Source organism: Streptomyces sp. NPDC104367 (genome assembly GCF_055583825.1).
Window position 1 is genome coordinate 1 of the sequence record NZ_JBVJND010000038.1, and the last position, 15,876, is coordinate 15,876.

General features: G+C 72.3%; 12 protein-coding genes and 3 pseudogenes. 6 read left to right on the forward strand and 9 right to left on the reverse strand.

Translation table 11 applies throughout. The features are described from left to right. Positions 1-116, reverse strand: a pseudogene (locus ACZ619_RS38590) (DNA-directed RNA polymerase subunit alpha); the annotation flags it as partial. Positions 117-266: 150 nt separating this feature from the next. Between ACZ619_RS38590 and ACZ619_RS38595 the strand changes: the two are divergent. Further along, positions 267-488: a hypothetical protein gene (locus ACZ619_RS38595; protein WP_469609450.1), complete on the forward strand. Its 222-nt coding sequence runs from the start codon at positions 267-269 to the stop codon at positions 486-488. 147 nt (positions 489-635) lie between these two features. Here the strand turns inward: ACZ619_RS38595 and ACZ619_RS38600 are convergent. Beyond that, positions 636-1,176 (reverse strand): annotated as a pseudogene (locus ACZ619_RS38600) (site-specific integrase); the annotation flags it as partial. 467 nt (positions 1,177-1,643) lie between these two features. Here ACZ619_RS38600 and ACZ619_RS38605 point away from each other — a divergent pair. From ACZ619_RS38605 to ACZ619_RS38620, 4 genes and pseudogenes are all read left to right on the forward strand, one after another. Then, positions 1,644-1,877 (forward strand): annotated as a pseudogene (locus tag ACZ619_RS38605) (UTRA domain-containing protein); the annotation flags it as partial. A 253-nt stretch (positions 1,878-2,130) separates the two neighbouring features. Then, entirely contained in the window at positions 2,131-3,795 is a 1,665-nt protein-coding gene (gene ettA / locus ACZ619_RS38610) for an energy-dependent translational throttle protein EttA (RefSeq protein ID WP_469609453.1), read from the forward strand. A 6-nt stretch (positions 3,796-3,801) separates the two neighbouring features. Beyond that, positions 3,802-4,212: an acyl-CoA thioesterase gene (locus ACZ619_RS38615; protein WP_469609456.1), complete on the forward strand. Its 411-nt coding sequence runs from the start codon at positions 3,802-3,804 to the stop codon at positions 4,210-4,212. Then, the gene (locus tag ACZ619_RS38620; protein ID WP_469609459.1) at positions 4,209-4,877 is read left to right on the forward strand and encodes a DUF8010 domain-containing protein; all 669 of its coding nucleotides are present in this window, start codon (positions 4,209-4,211) and stop codon (positions 4,875-4,877) included. The genes ACZ619_RS38615 and ACZ619_RS38620 overlap by 4 nt, the downstream gene beginning before the upstream one ends. Positions 4,878-4,913: 36 nt before the next feature. Here the strand turns inward: ACZ619_RS38620 and ACZ619_RS38625 are convergent, their stop codons facing one another. Beyond that, on the reverse strand, positions 4,914-5,318 hold the full coding sequence (locus ACZ619_RS38625; protein ID WP_469609462.1) for a globin: 405 nt from the start codon (positions 5,316-5,318) through the stop codon (positions 4,914-4,916). A 99-nt stretch (positions 5,319-5,417) separates the two neighbouring features. Between ACZ619_RS38625 and ACZ619_RS38630 the strand changes: the two genes are divergently transcribed. Further along, entirely contained in the window at positions 5,418-6,389 is a 972-nt protein-coding gene (locus ACZ619_RS38630) for a methyltransferase domain-containing protein (protein WP_469609464.1), read from the forward strand. A gap of 13 nt (positions 6,390-6,402) precedes the next feature. Here the strand turns inward: ACZ619_RS38630 and ACZ619_RS38635 are convergent, their stop codons facing one another. From ACZ619_RS38635 to ACZ619_RS38660, 6 genes are all read right to left on the reverse strand, one after another. Beyond that, entirely contained in the window at positions 6,403-8,037 is a 1,635-nt protein-coding gene (locus ACZ619_RS38635) for an FHA domain-containing protein (RefSeq protein WP_469609467.1), read from the reverse strand. 79 nt (positions 8,038-8,116) lie between these two features. Further along, entirely contained in the window at positions 8,117-9,457 is a 1,341-nt protein-coding gene (locus ACZ619_RS38640) for a vWA domain-containing protein (protein ID WP_469609469.1), read from the reverse strand. A 135-nt stretch (positions 9,458-9,592) separates the two neighbouring features. Continuing rightward, complete coding sequence (locus ACZ619_RS38645; protein ID WP_469609472.1) at positions 9,593-10,918, reverse strand: PP2C family serine/threonine-protein phosphatase; 1,326 nt, start codon at positions 10,916-10,918, stop codon at positions 9,593-9,595. A gap of 3 nt (positions 10,919-10,921) precedes the next feature. Then, positions 10,922-13,438, reverse strand: coding sequence for a serine/threonine-protein kinase (locus tag ACZ619_RS38650; protein ID WP_469609475.1), 2,517 nt, complete (start codon positions 13,436-13,438; stop codon positions 10,922-10,924). A gap of 22 nt (positions 13,439-13,460) precedes the next feature. Then, positions 13,461-14,792 carry a hypothetical protein gene (locus ACZ619_RS38655; protein ID WP_469609478.1) on the reverse strand — a complete coding sequence of 444 codons (1,332 nt, stop codon included), beginning with the start codon at positions 14,790-14,792 and terminating at the stop codon, positions 13,461-13,463. A 48-nt stretch (positions 14,793-14,840) separates the two neighbouring features. Beyond that, positions 14,841-15,875: a glutamate ABC transporter substrate-binding protein gene (locus tag ACZ619_RS38660; RefSeq protein WP_469609481.1), complete on the reverse strand. Its 1,035-nt coding sequence runs from the start codon at positions 15,873-15,875 to the stop codon at positions 14,841-14,843. Position 15,876 lies beyond the last annotated feature (1 nt).

Genomic DNA, 15,876 nt, shown 5'->3' on the forward strand with positions numbered 1-15,876 from the left:
CGAAGGGAGTTGCCGAGGGTGTAGCCGAAGCCCGGCTCCAGCGGCTCGATCACGAACCGGGACCGGAACTCGTCGACGACCTCTTCGGTCAACGAGGGACGCTGAGCAATCAGCACGGGGTATTGCCTCCAGTGTTTGGCGCCCGCTATGTGACGCCGTAGTCAACGAAGGGTACGGCGGGTTCGGCCGTGCACGAAGCCGAACCGCCCGCACCCACCCTTCCGAGACCGGCCACAGAGGCGGTCCCAGGGCGCATACTGGGGACGATGACTAAGCCTGCCGCACCGAAGCGCCACTTGCCCACCAGCCCCTTCAGGGCCCCGGACACCCCGGCTCCCAAGCAGTTCGCCGTGGGCGACCAGGTCACCCATGACGTCTACGGCCTCGGCCGGGTGATCGGCATCGAGGAAGGAATCGCGGCACTCGTGGATTTCGGTTCCTCGCAGATGCGGATCCTCAGCCCCTACCCCAAGATGACCAAGCTCTAGCCCCCGCCCCCGAAACCCCAGCTCACAGCCCCCGACCGAACGGGTTGACACCCGAGGCCGGACATCAGGCAAGATGGGCTATTTCTTGCCAGGAGAGGGCACGAAAGGGCCCCTCACCAGCAGGTTTCCCGCCGATGAGGGGCCGTTTCAGGCAGCCTGGGCCGCCCCTGGGCCGTCATGAGCATGACCGGCGGCCCGGTACATCGCGGAGACGGCTTTCCGCGTCCGCGTCTCGCTGGACGGCATGAGGTGCGTGCAGACCCGGAGGGTGAACCCCGGGTCGCTGTGTCCGAGGTGGAGACTCGGCGCCTTGATGCTCTCTCCGGCGTCCAGCAGGACCGAGGCGCAGAGGTGCCGGAGCGCGTGCATCCCGTGCTCGCGGGCGGCGGCGTACCGCCGGCCCTTCTCGGGCACCGGGATGATGCCCGCGGAAGCGAGCGCGGGCTTCCATGCCTGATCATTGAAGCCCTGGCTCCAGATGGCGGCGCCGATGCCGCTCGTGAAGACGAGCCGGTGCGTCACCTTCGGACCGGCAGGGGTCAGCCACGGCAAGGTCACCTCGACGGGCGGGAAGCGCTCCATGCGCTCGCGGAGAGCCGCGGAGAGCCGCGGAGACCTCGGGATCGAGAGGAACATCACGTACCTTGCCGCGCTTCCGTGGTGCGAAGACGAGCGTGCCGCGGACCTTACAATGCGGAACTGGCGCGTGAGGTGGCGTCAGCTGGGGTTCAAGCAGGGGATGGTCAGTAGAGGACGACTTGCCAGGGCTCGACCCACCGGTGCCAAGCGCCCCCCGGCCCGCGGAGCAACACGCGGTCCTCCTCCAGGCCCCAGACCGTCCCGTAAAGCGTCGCGTCGGGAAGATCCGCCCGGACGACGTCGTGGACCGCCAAGTCCGTCTCGATCAAACGAGACCAGACGTGGCCGCAGCGGTCGCACGTGTAGCTGACCTCAGCGCGGTCGGCGGCGCAGGGCGGGGTGCCCAGACGGACTGCTTCGTTGGCGCAGCTAGGGCACGGGTCGGCGGTATGCGGGCCGATCAGACGGGACACCCAGCGATCCTGCGGTACGGCAGCCGAGTACGACAACCCCAGCGATTCGCACAGTCCCCCACGGCCTTCCCCGCTGCCTGTACGACCTCGAACGACCGATCTCGTCGTGAACCGCATGGCCGCGATCGGGATCGTCGTCGGCCACGCCGTGGAGCAGCCCGAGCCCCGGCAGGCCACCGCCGAGGAGGCCTCACTCCTCGGCATCCAGAAGGCCGCGCTCGTCACCCACATCCGGCGGACCTGTTACAGCGACCAGGGACGCCCCGTGGAGACCGCGGACATCATCGTGCCCGCCGCTCACTGCGAGATCGTCTACGAGATCCCGATCAACCGATAGCCGGCAGGCGGGCCTTTGGTTCGGCGTCGCTCGTCGCGTACTCGGTTCGAGCGGCTGAGTGTCGTGCCGGGCCGTGCGAGGGCGGCCGAGGCCGATCGCCGGTGACCGGTGGTGACCGGCGCGGCGGTGGCACCTGAAGGGAAACCGCAGGTCACAGCCCCCCGACCGAACGGGTTAACACCCGAGGCTGGACGTCAGGCAAGATGGGGTGTATCTGCCCACTGCCAGATTTCAAGCTGCCGGACGGTTTCTCTTGGCTGAGTTCATTTACACCATGCGCAAGACGCGCAAGGCGCACGGCGACAAGGTGATTCTCGATGACGTCACCCTGAACTTCCTGCCGGGGGCCAAGATCGGCGTCGTCGGTCCGAACGGTGCCGGTAAGTCGACCGTGCTGAAGATCATGGCGGGCATCGAGCAGCCCTCCAACGGCGACGCGTACATCTCCCCGGGTTACAGCGTGGGCATCCTGATGCAGGAGCCCACGCTCAACGAGGAGAAGACCGTCCTGGAGAACGTCCAGGAGGGCGTCGCCGAGGTCAAGGGCAAGCTCGACCGGTTCAACGAGATCGCCGAGCTGATGGCCACCGACTACTCGGACGCGCTGCTCGACGAGATGGGCAAGCTCCAGGAGGACCTCGACCACGCCAACGCGTGGGACCTCGACGCCCAGCTCGAGCAGGCCATGGACGCGCTCGGGTGCCCGCCCGGCGACTGGCAGGTCACCACCCTCTCCGGTGGCGAGAAGCGCCGCGTCGCGCTCTGCAAGCTGCTGCTGGAGGCCCCCGACCTACTCCTCCTCGACGAGCCCACCAACCACCTCGACGCCGAGTCGGTGAACTGGCTGGAGCAGCACCTCGCCAAGTACGCGGGCACCGTCGTGGCCATCACCCACGACCGGTACTTCCTCGACAACGTCGCCGAGTGGATCCTCGAACTCGACCGCGGCCGCGCCTACCCGTACGAGGGCAACTACTCCACGTACCTGGAGACCAAGGCCACCCGTCTCAAGGTCGAGGGCCAGAAGGACGCCAAGCGGCAGAAGCGGCTCAAGGAAGAGCTGGAGTGGGTGCGGTCGAACGCCAAGGGGCGCCAGGCCAAGTCCAAGGCCCGTCTCGCGCGGTACGAGGAGATGGCCGCCGAGGCCGACAAGATGCGGAAGCTGGACTTCGAGGAGATCCAGATCCCGCCGGGCCCGCGGCTGGGCAACGTCGTCGTCGAGGTCGACAAGCTGAACAAGGCCTTCGGTGAGAAGGTCCTCGTCGACGGCCTGTCCTTCACGCTCCCGCGGAACGGCATCGTCGGGATCATCGGCCCCAACGGCGCCGGCAAGACCACCCTGTTCAAGATGATCCAGGGGCTGGAGAACCCGGACTCCGGCGACATCAAGGTCGGCGAGACCGTCAAGATCTCCTACGTCGACCAGGGCCGCTCCAACATCGACCCGAAGAAGACGCTGTGGGAGGTCGTGTCCGACGGGCTCGACTACATCAACGTCGGCCAGGTCGAGATGCCGAGCCGGGCCTACGTGTCCGCGTTCGGCTTCAAGGGCCCGGACCAGCAGAAGCCGGCCGGCATCCTCTCCGGCGGTGAGCGCAACCGCCTCAACCTCGCGCTCACCCTCAAGCAGGGCGGCAACCTGCTGCTCCTCGACGAGCCGACGAACGACCTGGACGTCGAGACCCTGTCCTCCCTGGAGAACGCGCTCCTCGAGTTCCCCGGCTGCGCCGTGGTCGTCTCCCACGACCGGTGGTTCCTGGACCGGGTCGCCACCCACATCCTCGCCTACGAGGGCGAGTCCAAGTGGTTCTGGTTCGAGGGCAACTTCGAGTCGTACGAGAAGAACAAGATCGAGCGACTCGGTCCGGACGCCGCCCGTCCGCACCGTGCCACCTACAAGAAGCTGACCCGGGGCTGATCGGTCTTGCGCCACATCTACCGCTGTCCCCTGCGCTGGGCCGACATGGACGCGTACGGCCACGTCAACAACGTGGTCTTCCTCCGCTACCTGGAGGAGGCCCGTATCGACTTCCTGTTCCGTCCGGAGAAGGACTTCCAGCAGGGGTCGGTCGTGGCGCGCCACGAGATCGACTACAAGCGGCAGCTCGTCCACCGGCACCACCCGGTGGACATCGAGCTGTGGATCACCGAGATCAGGGCCGCGTCCTTCACCATCGCCTACGAGGTGAAGGACGGCGACCTGGTCTACGTGCGGGCCTCGACCATGGTCGTGCCGTTCGACTTCGAGGCGGGCCGGCCGCGCCGGATCACCGCCGAGGAGCGGGAGTTCCTCGCGGAGTACCGGGACGACAAGGAGGAGGCCGTCGCCGCATGACGGTGCTCCATCTCGCCGACGAGGGGGAGGCGGCGGACCTCGCGGCCTTCCTCTCCCGGCTGATCCACTACGACCGTGGCGCCGCGGTCCGTCTCCAGGCCGCCGGGACGGCCCTGGCCGTCTTCGGACGGCCGCCGTCCTTCGAGGTCCTCGCGATCCGCGCGGTACGGCTGGCGAAGCCGTACGAGGACGGCCTGGACGTCACCCTCGACGTCACCGTCTCCGCCGGTGAACTGCTGGAGTCCGTGGACGAGAAGGCCGCCACGGCCGCCGTGCCGGGCGCGGTGACCGGACCGCCGTGGGCGGGCGTGCTGCCCCCGCGCGGCGGCTGGCGGCCCGAGCCGGGGCTGCCCGCGCCGGCCACGCTACGGGCCACCGTGAGCGCCGCCGTGAGCGAATTCCGTTCCCGTACCCAGGAGTTGGCGCCGGACGGCCGTACCAGGGCCGCGCTCGACCGGATCGGGCGGGACATCTGGTCCCGGACCGTCGGCGCGACCGCGCTGCCGGTGCGGGCCCTGCACGCCGCCCAGTCGCTCGGCTTCCTACGGCCCGACGACGAGGCCGTCCTGCTCGGCGCCGGGGCGTGGCTGCGGCTGCGCACCCCGTTCGGCTCGGTCGCCGTAAGGCGGGCCGGGCTCGGGATGTTCGACGTCAGCGTCCGCTGACCGGAACCAGCGGCTCTGACGGCGTGCGGCGGCCGGTCACTCGGCGGTGTTGACCATCGAGGCGGCCGCGTAGGTGAGGTAGTTCCAGAGCTGTTCGCGGTGCTCCTCGGAGAGACCCAGCTCGTCCACGGCCACCCGCATGTGCTTCAGCCACGCGTCGTGCGCCGCCCGGTCCACGGTGAACGGGGCGTGCCGCATGCGCAGCCGCGGATGGCCGCGGTTGTCGCTGTACGTCGTGGGGCCGCCCCAGTACTGCATGAGGAACAGGACGAGCCGCTCCTCCGCCGGGCCCAGGTCCTCCTCCGGGTACATCGGCCGCAGGAGCGGGTCCCCGGCGACGCCCTCGTAGAAACGGTGGACCAGCCGGCGGAACGTCTCCTCCCCACCGACCTGCTCGTAGAAGGTCTTCTCCTGAAGCGTGCCGCGCCGAATCTCTCTCACCCGTACATGGTCTCAGACGGGACGGCCGAGGTCTCAGGGCTTAGGACCCGCGGTATCCGGTACCGGGGGCCGGCCGGGGCACCGCTCTAGGGTGGACGCATGGGCGTCTACGACTCCGGGACCGAGGGGCTCGCCGCCGTGGCGCGGGACGGGCTGGTGCGGGGGATCGACGCCGAGGGGATCTGGGCGGCGGACCCGGTGTGGCGGGAGGCCTTCGCCGCGGTGCCCCGGCATCTGTTCGTGCCGTACTACTACGCCCCCGGGGGAGGGGGGTACGAGCGGCTGTGGGGCGAGAGCCCCGACCGCGCGGCCCGTCAGCGGTGGGTGCGGGGGGCCTACGAGGACGTGCCGCTGGCCACCCGGATGCGGGACGGCGAACTGCTGTCCTCCAGCAGCCAGCCCTCCCTGATGGCGCGGATGCTGGTCGCGCTGCGGGTGGGCGACGGGGACCGGGTGCTGGAGATCGGCGCGGGCACCGGGTACAACGCGGCGCTGCTGGCGCACCGGCTGGGCGACGACTCCCTGGTCACCACCGTCGACGTGGAGCCGGAGATCGCCGAGTCCGCGCGGCGGCACCTGGCGGCGGCGGGGTACCGGCCGGCGGTGGTCACGGGGGACGGGGCGCGCGGGGTGCCGGAGCGGGCGCCGTACGACCGGATCATCGCGACCTGCGCGCTGCCGGGGGTGCCGCGGGGGTGGGTCGGGCAGTGCGCGCAGGGGGCGCGGATCCTGACGCCGGTCGCCACGGGGCTGCTGGCGCTGTCCGTGCGGGGCGGGACGGCCGAGGGGCGGTTCCTGCCGTCGGCGGCGTACTTCGTGCCGTTGCGCGGGGTGGAGCGGGCGGCGGCGGGGGACTTCGGCGGGGTGCCGGAGTGGGCCGTCGAGGACGAGCTGTTCCAGTTCCTGGCGGAGCTGACCCGGGGGGTGCTCAGCCCTGCGGAGGCGTACCGGGTGTGGGCGCGGGCGGGCAGACCCGGGCGGGAGCGGTACGGGGTGAGCGTGGCGGCGGACGGGGAGCGGGTGTGGCTGGACGACCGGGAGGGGCCGTGGGTCTGGCCGCTCCCGGTCTGACGTCCGCTACGCCTCAGCCCCGCCGGACGGTGATCGTGGTCCAGGCGCCCACGTGCACCCGGTCCCCGTCCAGGAGGGGCACCGGAACGAAGGGCTGGATCGGCTCCTCGCCGTTGTTGACCGTCGTGCCGTTGGTCGAGTTCTGGTCGACGACCGCCCAGCCGCCGTCGGGCTGCTGGACCAGGACCGCGTGCTGGTGGGAGACGCCCGGGTCCTCCGGCGGCACCGCGAGGTCGATGTCGGGGGTGTCGCCGGTGGAGTGCCGGCGGCGGCCGATGGTGACCTGGTTGCCGCTGAGCGTGCGCTGCTGCTCCGGGGAGTAGGCGGGCAGGTTGAGGCCGGCCGCCTCCGGGCCCGAGCGCTGCATCATCGCCATGAAGTACTCGCGGTCCGGGCCGATCGTCGCCGTCCAGGTCGCCGGGCCCTGGGGGGCCTGCGGGAAGGCGGGGCCGGACGGGGCCTGCGTGGGGCCGGGCTGCGGGTAGCCGTAGCCGCCGGGGGCGCCGGCGGACGGCGGGGAGATCACCCAGTCGTCGTCACCGCCGCCGAACGCCGGGCCGCCGGCCGGGGGCCTGGTCTCCTGCGGGAAGCCGGGCGGGGCCGACTGCTGGAAGACGCCGGGAGGGCCACCGGCGGTCGTGCCGGGGCCGGGCGGCGGGACCGGCGGCCGGGAGGGGTCCCCGCCGCCGAAGGGGCCGGCGGCGGGGCCGCCGGACGGGTCGCGGGTGAAGGGGCCGGCCGCCTGGCCGGTGCCGGGGCCCTGGCCGGGAGCGCCGCCGAAGGCGGACGGACCGGAGGGGGCACCCGGGTTCTGCCCGGGGCCGCCGCCACCGAACGGCGAGGGCGGCCCCGAGGGACCGCGCTCACCACCGAACGGCGGGGGACCGGACTGCCCGCGGTCGCCACCGAAGGCGGGGGGACCGGACTGGCCGCGGTCGCCGCCGAAGGGCGGGGGACCGGACTGGCCCCGGTCACCGCCGAAGGCCGGCGGGCCGGACTGCCCACGGTCATCGCCGAACGGGGAGGGTGCGGACTGGCCGCGGTCGCCGCCGAAGGGCGGGGGACCGGACTGGCCCCGGTCGCCACCGAAGGCCGGCGGGCCGGACTGGCCGCGGTCGCCGCCGTAGGGCGGAGGGGACGGGGGGCCGGAGGGGCCGCCGCCGGGGCCGCGCTCGGACGCGAACGGGGTCGGGCCCGAGGGCTCGCTGCCGAAGGAGGGGATGGGCTCGGCGGGGCGGTTCACCTGCGAGGGGCGCGAGCCCTGGTACTCGAACGAGTCGCCGCCGCCGAAGGCCGGCGGGGCGGGCGGCCGGAAGGTGGGCGAGCCCTGGCCGGGCGCCGGCGGGCGCGGGGCGGCCGGGGTGTACGAGGTGGCCGTGTTGGTGAGGAAGTTCCAGCGGCACTCCTCGCAGAACGGCGCACCGCCCTCACGGGGCGTACGGCACTGCGGGCACAGCTCAGGCTCGGGCGCGTTCGGCACGGAGGACAGATGGCGGCCGCCGCCCGGGGCGCCGGGCGCGGGCGGCGGGAAGCCGTAGCCGCCGGAGGTCGGCGGGGGCGGCGGAGGTACGGCACCGGCCATGCGGTGACCGCACACCTCGCACCAGTCGTCGGAACCCGACTGGTGTCCGTTCGGGCAGGTCGGCATGTCGGCGCTTCCCTCTCTGTCAGGTTCCTCCGCCGGGTTCGTCCTGGACCCGGCCGGGTGTCCTGCGTGTACTGCTAGGTCACTTCTTTACACGAACAGTCTTTGTGGACCTGGTCTCGAGAGTCATCTCGTCGGCCTCCGCAACCTTCGCTTTCAGTCGCACAGTACCCGTCGCGGCGTCGACCACGTCCACCACCTTCGCAAGCAGTTTCGCAGTATCCGCGTTCCCCGAAGCGCTTGCCAACTGAACGGCCCGTCCCAGTTTGGCGGTTGCCCCATCCATATCGCCCGCTTTGCGTAGATCGAGCCCTTGTTGGATGGCTTGTGCCAGTTCGGCCTGACCTGTGTAGTGGGCGACTTGGGGGTTGATGGAGGTGGAGGCGGCCATGTCGTCCGTCCAGACCGCCCTGATCAGCCCCTGCGCGCCCAGGTTCTGGACGCTGCCGTCGGGCTGCGGGACGACCAACGAGACGCGGGCGGCGAGCATTTCCTGGCCGAGACCGGCCGAGGGGACCTCGACGCAGACGTGGTAGTCACGGGACTCGTCGCCCCAGGAACCGGTCGGGTAGTCCCCGGCCCGCGGCCCGGCCTCGGCGCGGCGGTCGGTCAACTGCTCCACCGTGGGCGCCACTTGCTTGACGAACTTGATGGCCGTGCCGACCGGGGTCCACAGCCGCAGCGCGACGTCCGCGACCTCCTTGCCCATCGCCGTCTCCATCATCCGCGTGAAGTCGGCGGCCAGGGCGGTGGGGTCGGCGACGATGTCGGCGGTGCCGAGCAGCGCCGAGGCTATCCCTGTGACTTCTTTCACTTCCCAGTCGGTGCCCACGCCCCGCGCGTCACAGGTGAACCGTCCGGCGCAGGAGTCCAGGGCGGCCCTCAGGTCCTCCGGCGACTCGTGCTCGTTGCGGCCGTCGGTCAGCAGGATGCCGTGCCGGATGGTGACGTCCGCGGAACCGAGCAGCCGGTCCGCGAGCCGGAGCCAGGTGCCGATCGCCGTACCGCCGCCCGCGCTCAGTCTGCGCAGCGCCTGCTTGGCCTGCTCCCGGGTGGAGCGGTCGGCCACCGCGAGCCGCCCGCCGCCCGGGTAGACCTCCTTGGCGACGTGCGTGCCGGCGATCACCGCGAAGTGGGTGCCGTCGCGCAGGGTGTCGACGGCCGCCGCCGTGGCGTCGCGGGCGTTGCGCATCTTGGTGGGCGGGTAGTCCATCGAGCCCGAGCAGTCGACCATGATCGCCACCCCGGCCGAGGGCCCCTGCCCGGGTGCGTACGACGCGCCGACCGCGGTCCCGACGGTGCCGCCGCCGGTCGCCGTCACCGTGACGATCGCGTTGACCTCACGGCCTCCGTCCGGCAGGTACTCGTTCTGGTACACGTCCACCGAGAACTGCGGCACGTTCGACTTCGAGAAAATGGCCATGACTGCTTCGGTCCCCCTCCACCCACACCTGGGTGCTGACGATGTGCGGACCGGTCCCCTCCGGTCCGCGGGCGCTGCCGCCCCGTACGTCCGCCCCGAACGCTCTTCCCCGTTTGGGGACGTTTTGCGGCGGCCTCAGGCGGATCCTGCCCCCTGCGGGGTCGCGGGGAACGGCAGCAGCGCCACTGTTACGTTGTCGTGGCCCCCGCCGTCCAGGGCGTGGCCGACCAGGACCCGGGCCGCGTGCAGCGGTCGCAGGGCCGCGTCGGCGGGGACGACCTCGGACATCTCCTCGGCCGTCTCCGCGTAGTTCCACAGGCCGTCCGTGCACACCACCACCACACCGGGCCGGTCCGGCTTGAAGGAAGCGGTGTGCGGCTCCAGTTCGTAGGCGTCCGCGCCGAGCCAGCCGGTGATCGCGTGGGCGCGCTCGTCGGCGTACGCCTCCGCCTCGCTCATCAGCCCCGCGGCCACCATCTGCGCCGCCCAGGAGTCGTCCTCGGTGAGCCGGGCCGCCGGGGAACCGGGATCCACCGGCACCCAGTAGGCGCGGCTGTCGCCGACCCAGCCGACCACCAGCAGGCCGGAGGTGACGACCGAGGCGACGATCGTGCACGCCGGGGCGTTCTGGTGCGGGCTGTGCTCACGGGCCGAGGCGGGCTCGTCGACGAGGGCGTTGACCGCGTACGAGGCCGCCACGATCGCCTCGTGCAGCGCCTGCTGCGGATGCGTGCCCTGCGGCAGCGCGGCCAGCAGCGACTCGATCGCGGCCCGGGACGCCGCCATGGACGCCTCGTCGGGACGGGTCGCCGAGGAGACGCCGTCGCAGACGACGGCCAGCACGGCCGGGGTGCCGTCCGGCAGCGCGGTGCGGCCGACGGTGAACGCGTCCTCGTTGCGGTGATGGCGCAGCCCGCGGTCGCTGACGGCCGCCACCGGGCCCGACTCCTGCTCCATGTGGTCGCGTTCGCGGGGCTGGGCGTGCCCGCAGTTCTCGCAGTAGCCGTCGTCGTCGACCCGGCCCGCGCGGCAGGCCACGCACACCTTCGCCGACGGGACGGTCTCCGCGGACTCCGGGTCCTCGGCCGGCTCCCCGGCGGAGGCGGCCACCCGCGGGTCCGGCGCCTGGAGCGCGTAGTCCTCGTCGGGCACCGGCGGCCGGTCGAACCGCACCCCGCCGGCCGCCGGCGGCGGCGAACCCGCCAGCGGCTTGCCGCCCGAGTCCGTGCCCGGCAGGTCGGTCGGCAGATGCGCCGCCGCGGGCCTGCCGGAGCTCTCCGCCTCGGGTGGTGGCCAGTCCACGCCGGAGGCGCCCATGGTGAGGGTCGGGTGGTCCTGCGGAGCGGCGGGCACGGCCGACAGGTCGTACCCGCACGCACCACAGAACAGGTCACCCGATTCGAGCGGCTCCGCGCAGCTCGGGCACTTCGCCGGTGCGGCCTGCTGGGGCATCTGCGACATCAACTACACCCAAGTCCGGGGGCGGTAACGGTTGGCCCGTTCCACCAGGTCGATCCTCTCCTCACCGCCGGTCGCCAGTCTGGCCAGCGTGCGGTACGAACGTTCCAGGCCGAACCGGAGGCCCCGCTCGTCCAGACCGCTGCCGAGCAGTACCCGGCCGCCGGCGGCGGCGGGCTGGGTGCCCTGGCCCCCGGAGAGTATCCAGTCCAGCGCGCAGCCGAGGACCTCTGCCGACAACTGCTCACGCCGGGCCGGGTCCAGACCGTACGAGTCCAGCGCCTCCACCTGCCGCGCGGCGGCCGTCAGATCGTCCAGGAACGGCGTGTCCCCGGCCGCCGCGGTCCGCTGCCGCAGCCGCGCCCGCACGGCCGCCACCCGGGCCGCCGTGTAGTGGATCGACGCCTCCGGCACCGACTCCAGCGTCCGTACGGCACCGGTCCGGTCGCCGGCCGCCAGCCGCACCCGGGCCAGCCCGAACGCGGCGCTCACGAAGCTCGGGTCGGTCGCCCACACCAGCCGGTCGTACTCGGCCGCGTTGTCCAGCTGGCCCAGCACCTCCGCGCACAGGCCGAGCGCCAGCTTGGGCGCCGCCTCGCCGGGGAACGCGTCGTAGATCGCGTCGAAGGACAGCGCCGCGCCCTCGAAGTCACCGGTGACCAGGGCCGCCACGCCCCGGTACCACACCACCCGCCAGTCGTCGGGCCGTTCGTCCTCCAGCTTGCGCAGCGCGCTCAGCGCGGCCTCGTGGTCGCCGCCCTCCAGCCGGGCCCGGATCTGGCGCAGCCGGGTCTCGACCGTCTGCGCCGGCGCGGCGGCCAGCGCCCCGAGCAGCTCGCCCGGCGCCGAGGCCATCAGACCGGCCAGGAAACCGGCGTTGGGGTCGTTCGGGTCGACCAGCGGCACCGGCAGGGCCAGGGCGGCCGCCGGGGTCGCCACGGGCCGCACCAGGGCGGTGACGGGCGCCGCCGCGAGCGCCGCCCGCTCCGCCGCCGACGGCGCCAGCGCGAGCCGTCTGGAGGCCACCGGACGCCCGCCCAGCCGGGACACGTCCCCGTCCAGCCTCGGGAACAGCTCCGTGTCGGTGACCTTGACCTCGGGCCCGAACAGCGTCGACAGGGCGGGGCGGGCCCGGCCGGTCTGCACCGACACGACCTCCCGCAGCACCCCGGTCAGCTGCTCGGCCATCTCCTGCGCGGAGGCGAACCGGCGGGCCGGGTCCGGGTCGGTGGCCCGCACCAGCAGCCGGTAGAACGACTCGTACTGCCGGAAGACCTCGATGTTGTCCGGGTCGGGCAGCGAGTCCACGAACACCGTCGTGTAGCCCTGGAAGTCGAAGGTGAGCACCGCGAGGGTGCGGCCCACCGTGTACAGGTCGGACGCGACCGACGGGCCGACCTCGGCGACCTCGGGCGCCTGGTAGCCGATCGTGCCGTAGATGGCCGACTCCTCGTCGTCCATCCGGCGCACCGCGCCCATGTCGATCAGCTTGAGCTGGTCCTCGCTCTGGATGGCGTTGTCGACCTTGAAGTCGCAGTAGAGCAGGTTGCGGCTGTGCAGGTGGCCGAGGGCCTCCAGGGCCTCGATGCCGTACGCGCACGCCTGCTCCACCGGGAGCGGGTCCCGGCGGCCCTCCGGGGTGCGCAGGGCGTTGGCGATCTCCTTCAGGGACTTGCCGCCGACGTACTCCATGACGATGTAGCCGTCGAGCGAGCCGGTGCGCTGGTCGAGGTGCTCGACGAAGTTGTAGATCCGCACGATGTTGGCGTGCTCGATCTCCGCGAGGAACCGCCGCTCGGAGATCGCCGCCGCCATCGCGTCCTGGTCACCGGTGTCCAGCAGGCCCTTGAGCACCACCCAGCGGTCCGAGACGGCCCGGTCCACGGCCAGGTAGATCCAGCCCAGACCGCCGTGCGCCAGACAGCCCACGACCTCGTACTGGCCGTGCACCACGTCGCCGCCCTTGAGCTTGGGCACGAACGAGTACGGGTTGCCGCACTTCGTGCAGAACCCCTCGGTCCGGCCCGCCCGTTCACCGCGCGCCCGGCCCACCGGCGCCCCGCAGTCCGACCGCGAGCAGAACCGCTTGCGCTCGGGCACCTCCGGGTTCTCCAGGACCATCTCGCGCGGTTCCGGCTTCGGCACCTGCGGCACCGCGACCAGACCGGCGCCCAGCCGGCTCCGCCCGGACGCGCTCGTCGACGAACCCGAACTGCGCACCGACACCGAACGGCCCGTCGACCGCCCCGACACGGAGCGCGAGAGCCGCCCGGAGACCGAGCGCCGCGACTTCGACGACTGCGACGACGTACGCGAACTCGTCCGGCCGCTGGAGCGCGAACTCCCGCTGCCCGTCGAACCCCGGCCGCCCGCCGTGATCCCGGTGGGCGGCGAGCCGACCATCCCGGTCTGCGACACCACCGGGGCCAGCCCGCAGGTGTCGCAGTACAGCTCACCGCCGCCCACGTCCTCGTACGACCCCTCGCAGCCCGGCCGCTGGCACGACTGTCCCGCCTGACTCATGGCGCTGCTTCCCCCTCGTCCCTCACGCTCCCGGCCCTCCGCGGTCCTCGGGCCCGCTCTGCTGCGGCACCCGCGGGGCGCTCAGCGCGTCGGCCGCCGCCCGCTGGTAGCGCAGCACCGCCTGCTCCGCGACCCGCAGGTCGCAGGGCGCGCTCCACAGCATCCGCCGGGCCGCGTCGTACCGCTCGACCAGGAACGGGTCCTCGGCCAGCCCGTGCCGGGCCACCTTCGCCTTGTAGGCGTCCAGCCGGCCGCGCAGCTCCGCGCGCACCGCGAGCGGCGCGGTGACCGCCGTCAACGACTCGCGGGCGCGCAGCAGTTCGTCCTCCGCCTTCTGCTCCAGCGACTCCAGGAGCGGCGACAGCCGGTGCCACTGCGCCTGCCGGCGGTACTCGGCGGCCGCCGCCAGCTGCTCCTGGAGCGCGGTCGGCGGACCGCTGACCACCGGCACCTCGGTCGCCGCGATCTTCGCCAGCACCTCGCCGCGCGCGGTGCGCGCCTCGGCCAGGGTGCGGTCCGCGCGGGACAGCACGTCCCGCAGCCTGATCAGCCGGGCCTCCGCGTCCTGCCGTACCGTCAGCACGGCGTCGATCTCCCGCCGCACCTCCTCCAGCGCCCGCGCCTCCCGGTCGTACACCGTGGTGTCCGGACGGCCGCCGCCCGGCGCCGAACTGCCCGGCGCGGGAATCCAGGAGCCCAGCGGGTCCGAGACCACGTCCTCGCGCAGCTTCGTCAGCACGCGGGTGATCCGTTCCAGGTCGTCGCCCGCCGGGTGCTCGCCCGGGCGCACCCCGACGGAGTGCGCCAGCTTGCGGGTGCGCTGGAGCTCCGCGGCGAGTAAATCGATCCGCGCGGGCAGCGCCGACCACACCGCGTCGGCGGTCACCACCATGTCCAGCGAGGACGCGTACAGCTCGTTCATCCGGTCCACCAGGGCCACCAGCGAGAAGCGCTCGCTGAGCCGGCCCGGCGCCGACAGCAGCGTCGGCGCGTTCGCCGTCGCCGTGGCGCTGCCCGCCACCGTGACCGAGTCGCCGCGCAGCAGCTCGGTCAGCTCCACCAGGTCCTCACGGCTCGACCAGCGGCGCCGGGCCCTGATGTCCCGCGCGCAGCGCAGCGTGTCCGTATAGGCGTCGAAATAGGCCCACAGCAGAGTGATCGAGGCCTCGGCGGCCGTCCACCGCTCCCGGGTCGTCCCCGTCAGCTCGGCGCCCTCCAGAAGCCTGCGCCCCGCGTGGTCCTGGAGGGCGAGCAACGAGGTCTCGATCGCCTCGTGCTCGGCGCCGAGCCGCGCCAGCGCACGGTCCACCTCGTCCCGGTCCATCACCGGCCCGGCGGGGTCCGTGACGCCCATCGATCACCTCTCGCTTCGCTCGTCGGGGCTGAGCCGCGCGGATGCGGGTCAGCTCGTGCGCAGGTACTGCGGCGCGGGCGGCTTCGACGGCGTCGAGTCCTTTCCCAGTGTCGCCGACAGCCATGTGTCGTACGAGGTCTGCCAGCCGTCGGCCCGGTAGTCGACCAGGATCTGATTGACCCGGCGTACCAGATCCTTCGCCGACTTGTTCATCGCCACGCCGTAGTACTCGGTGGTGACCGCCGGGCCCTTCAGCGTCAGCGTCGGATCCTGGGCGGCCTGGCTGGCGGCGAGCGCGCCGTCGGTGACCACCGCGTCGACCTCGCCGAGCTGCAACCGCACCAGACAGTCGAGCTGGTTGGGAACGGTGACGACCTTGACGGAGGAGGGCAGCTTGGATCCCTTGTCCTCGTTCACCTTCTTGTCCGCCGTCGAAGTGTCCGCCGTGCAGACCGTCTTGTTCGCGAGCGTGCTGTTGTACCCGCTGATCGACGACGACTTGGGCGCCAGCACCTGCTGCCCGGTCTTGAAATACGGTGCGGAAAAAGCGACGTCGCCGAGCCGCTCGCAGGTGATGGTCATCGTGCGCACCACCATGTCGACCTGGTGGTTCTGGAGCGCCGGTATGCGCTGGCTCGTCGGGATCGCCTTGAAGATGACGTCGTTCGCGTCGCCGAGGATGTCCTTGGCTATCCGGTGCACCAGGTCGATGTCGAAACCCTCCAGATCAGCACTGGAGTTGTTCGGGTTGCGGTAGCCCCAGCGGTAGCTGTTCTGGTCGATGCCGACGATCAGTTTCCGCGCGTCGCCCTTACGGGCTTTGATGGCCTCGATCGTCGGGCCGTCCGCGCCCGACGGCGACCAGGTCTCGTTCTGCGGCTGGGAGTTGTCGCAGGTGCCGGCCTTGGTCTGGGTGCCGTTGGCGAGGCCCTGACCACCGAGCGCGGCACCGTCACCGCCGCCGCCCCGGGACTGGGTGAACGGCAGCAGCAGGACGAACGCCAGTGCCAGGGCACAGCCTGCCGCCATCGCGCCCACGCCGCCCCAGCCGCGCAGGGAGACCCGTATCCTCCGCACGAACATC

What these genes read in the sequence shown, in the direction of transcription:
- ACZ619_RS38595 (WP_469609450.1), top strand. Translation starts at nt 267, where the DNA reads ATGACTAAGCCTGCCGCACCGAAGCGCCACTTGCCCACCAGCCCCTTC.
- ACZ619_RS38620 (WP_469609459.1), top strand. Translation starts at nt 4,209, where the DNA reads ATGACGGTGCTCCATCTCGCCGACGAGGGGGAGGCGGCGGACCTCGCG.
- ACZ619_RS38630 (WP_469609464.1), top strand. Translation starts at nt 5,418, where the DNA reads ATGGGCGTCTACGACTCCGGGACCGAGGGGCTCGCCGCCGTGGCGCGG.
- ACZ619_RS38635 (WP_469609467.1), bottom strand. Translation starts at nt 8,037, where the DNA reads ATGCCGACCTGCCCGAACGGACACCAGTCGGGTTCCGACGACTGGTGC.
- ACZ619_RS38640 (WP_469609469.1), bottom strand. Translation starts at nt 9,457, where the DNA reads ATGGCCATTTTCTCGAAGTCGAACGTGCCGCAGTTCTCGGTGGACGTG.
- ACZ619_RS38645 (WP_469609472.1), bottom strand. Translation starts at nt 10,918, where the DNA reads ATGTCGCAGATGCCCCAGCAGGCCGCACCGGCGAAGTGCCCGAGCTGC.
- ACZ619_RS38650 (WP_469609475.1), bottom strand. Translation starts at nt 13,438, where the DNA reads ATGAGTCAGGCGGGACAGTCGTGCCAGCGGCCGGGCTGCGAGGGGTCG.
- ACZ619_RS38655 (WP_469609478.1), bottom strand. Translation starts at nt 14,792, where the DNA reads ATGGGCGTCACGGACCCCGCCGGGCCGGTGATGGACCGGGACGAGGTG.
- ACZ619_RS38660 (WP_469609481.1), bottom strand. Translation starts at nt 15,875, where the DNA reads ATGTTCGTGCGGAGGATACGGGTCTCCCTGCGCGGCTGGGGCGGCGTG.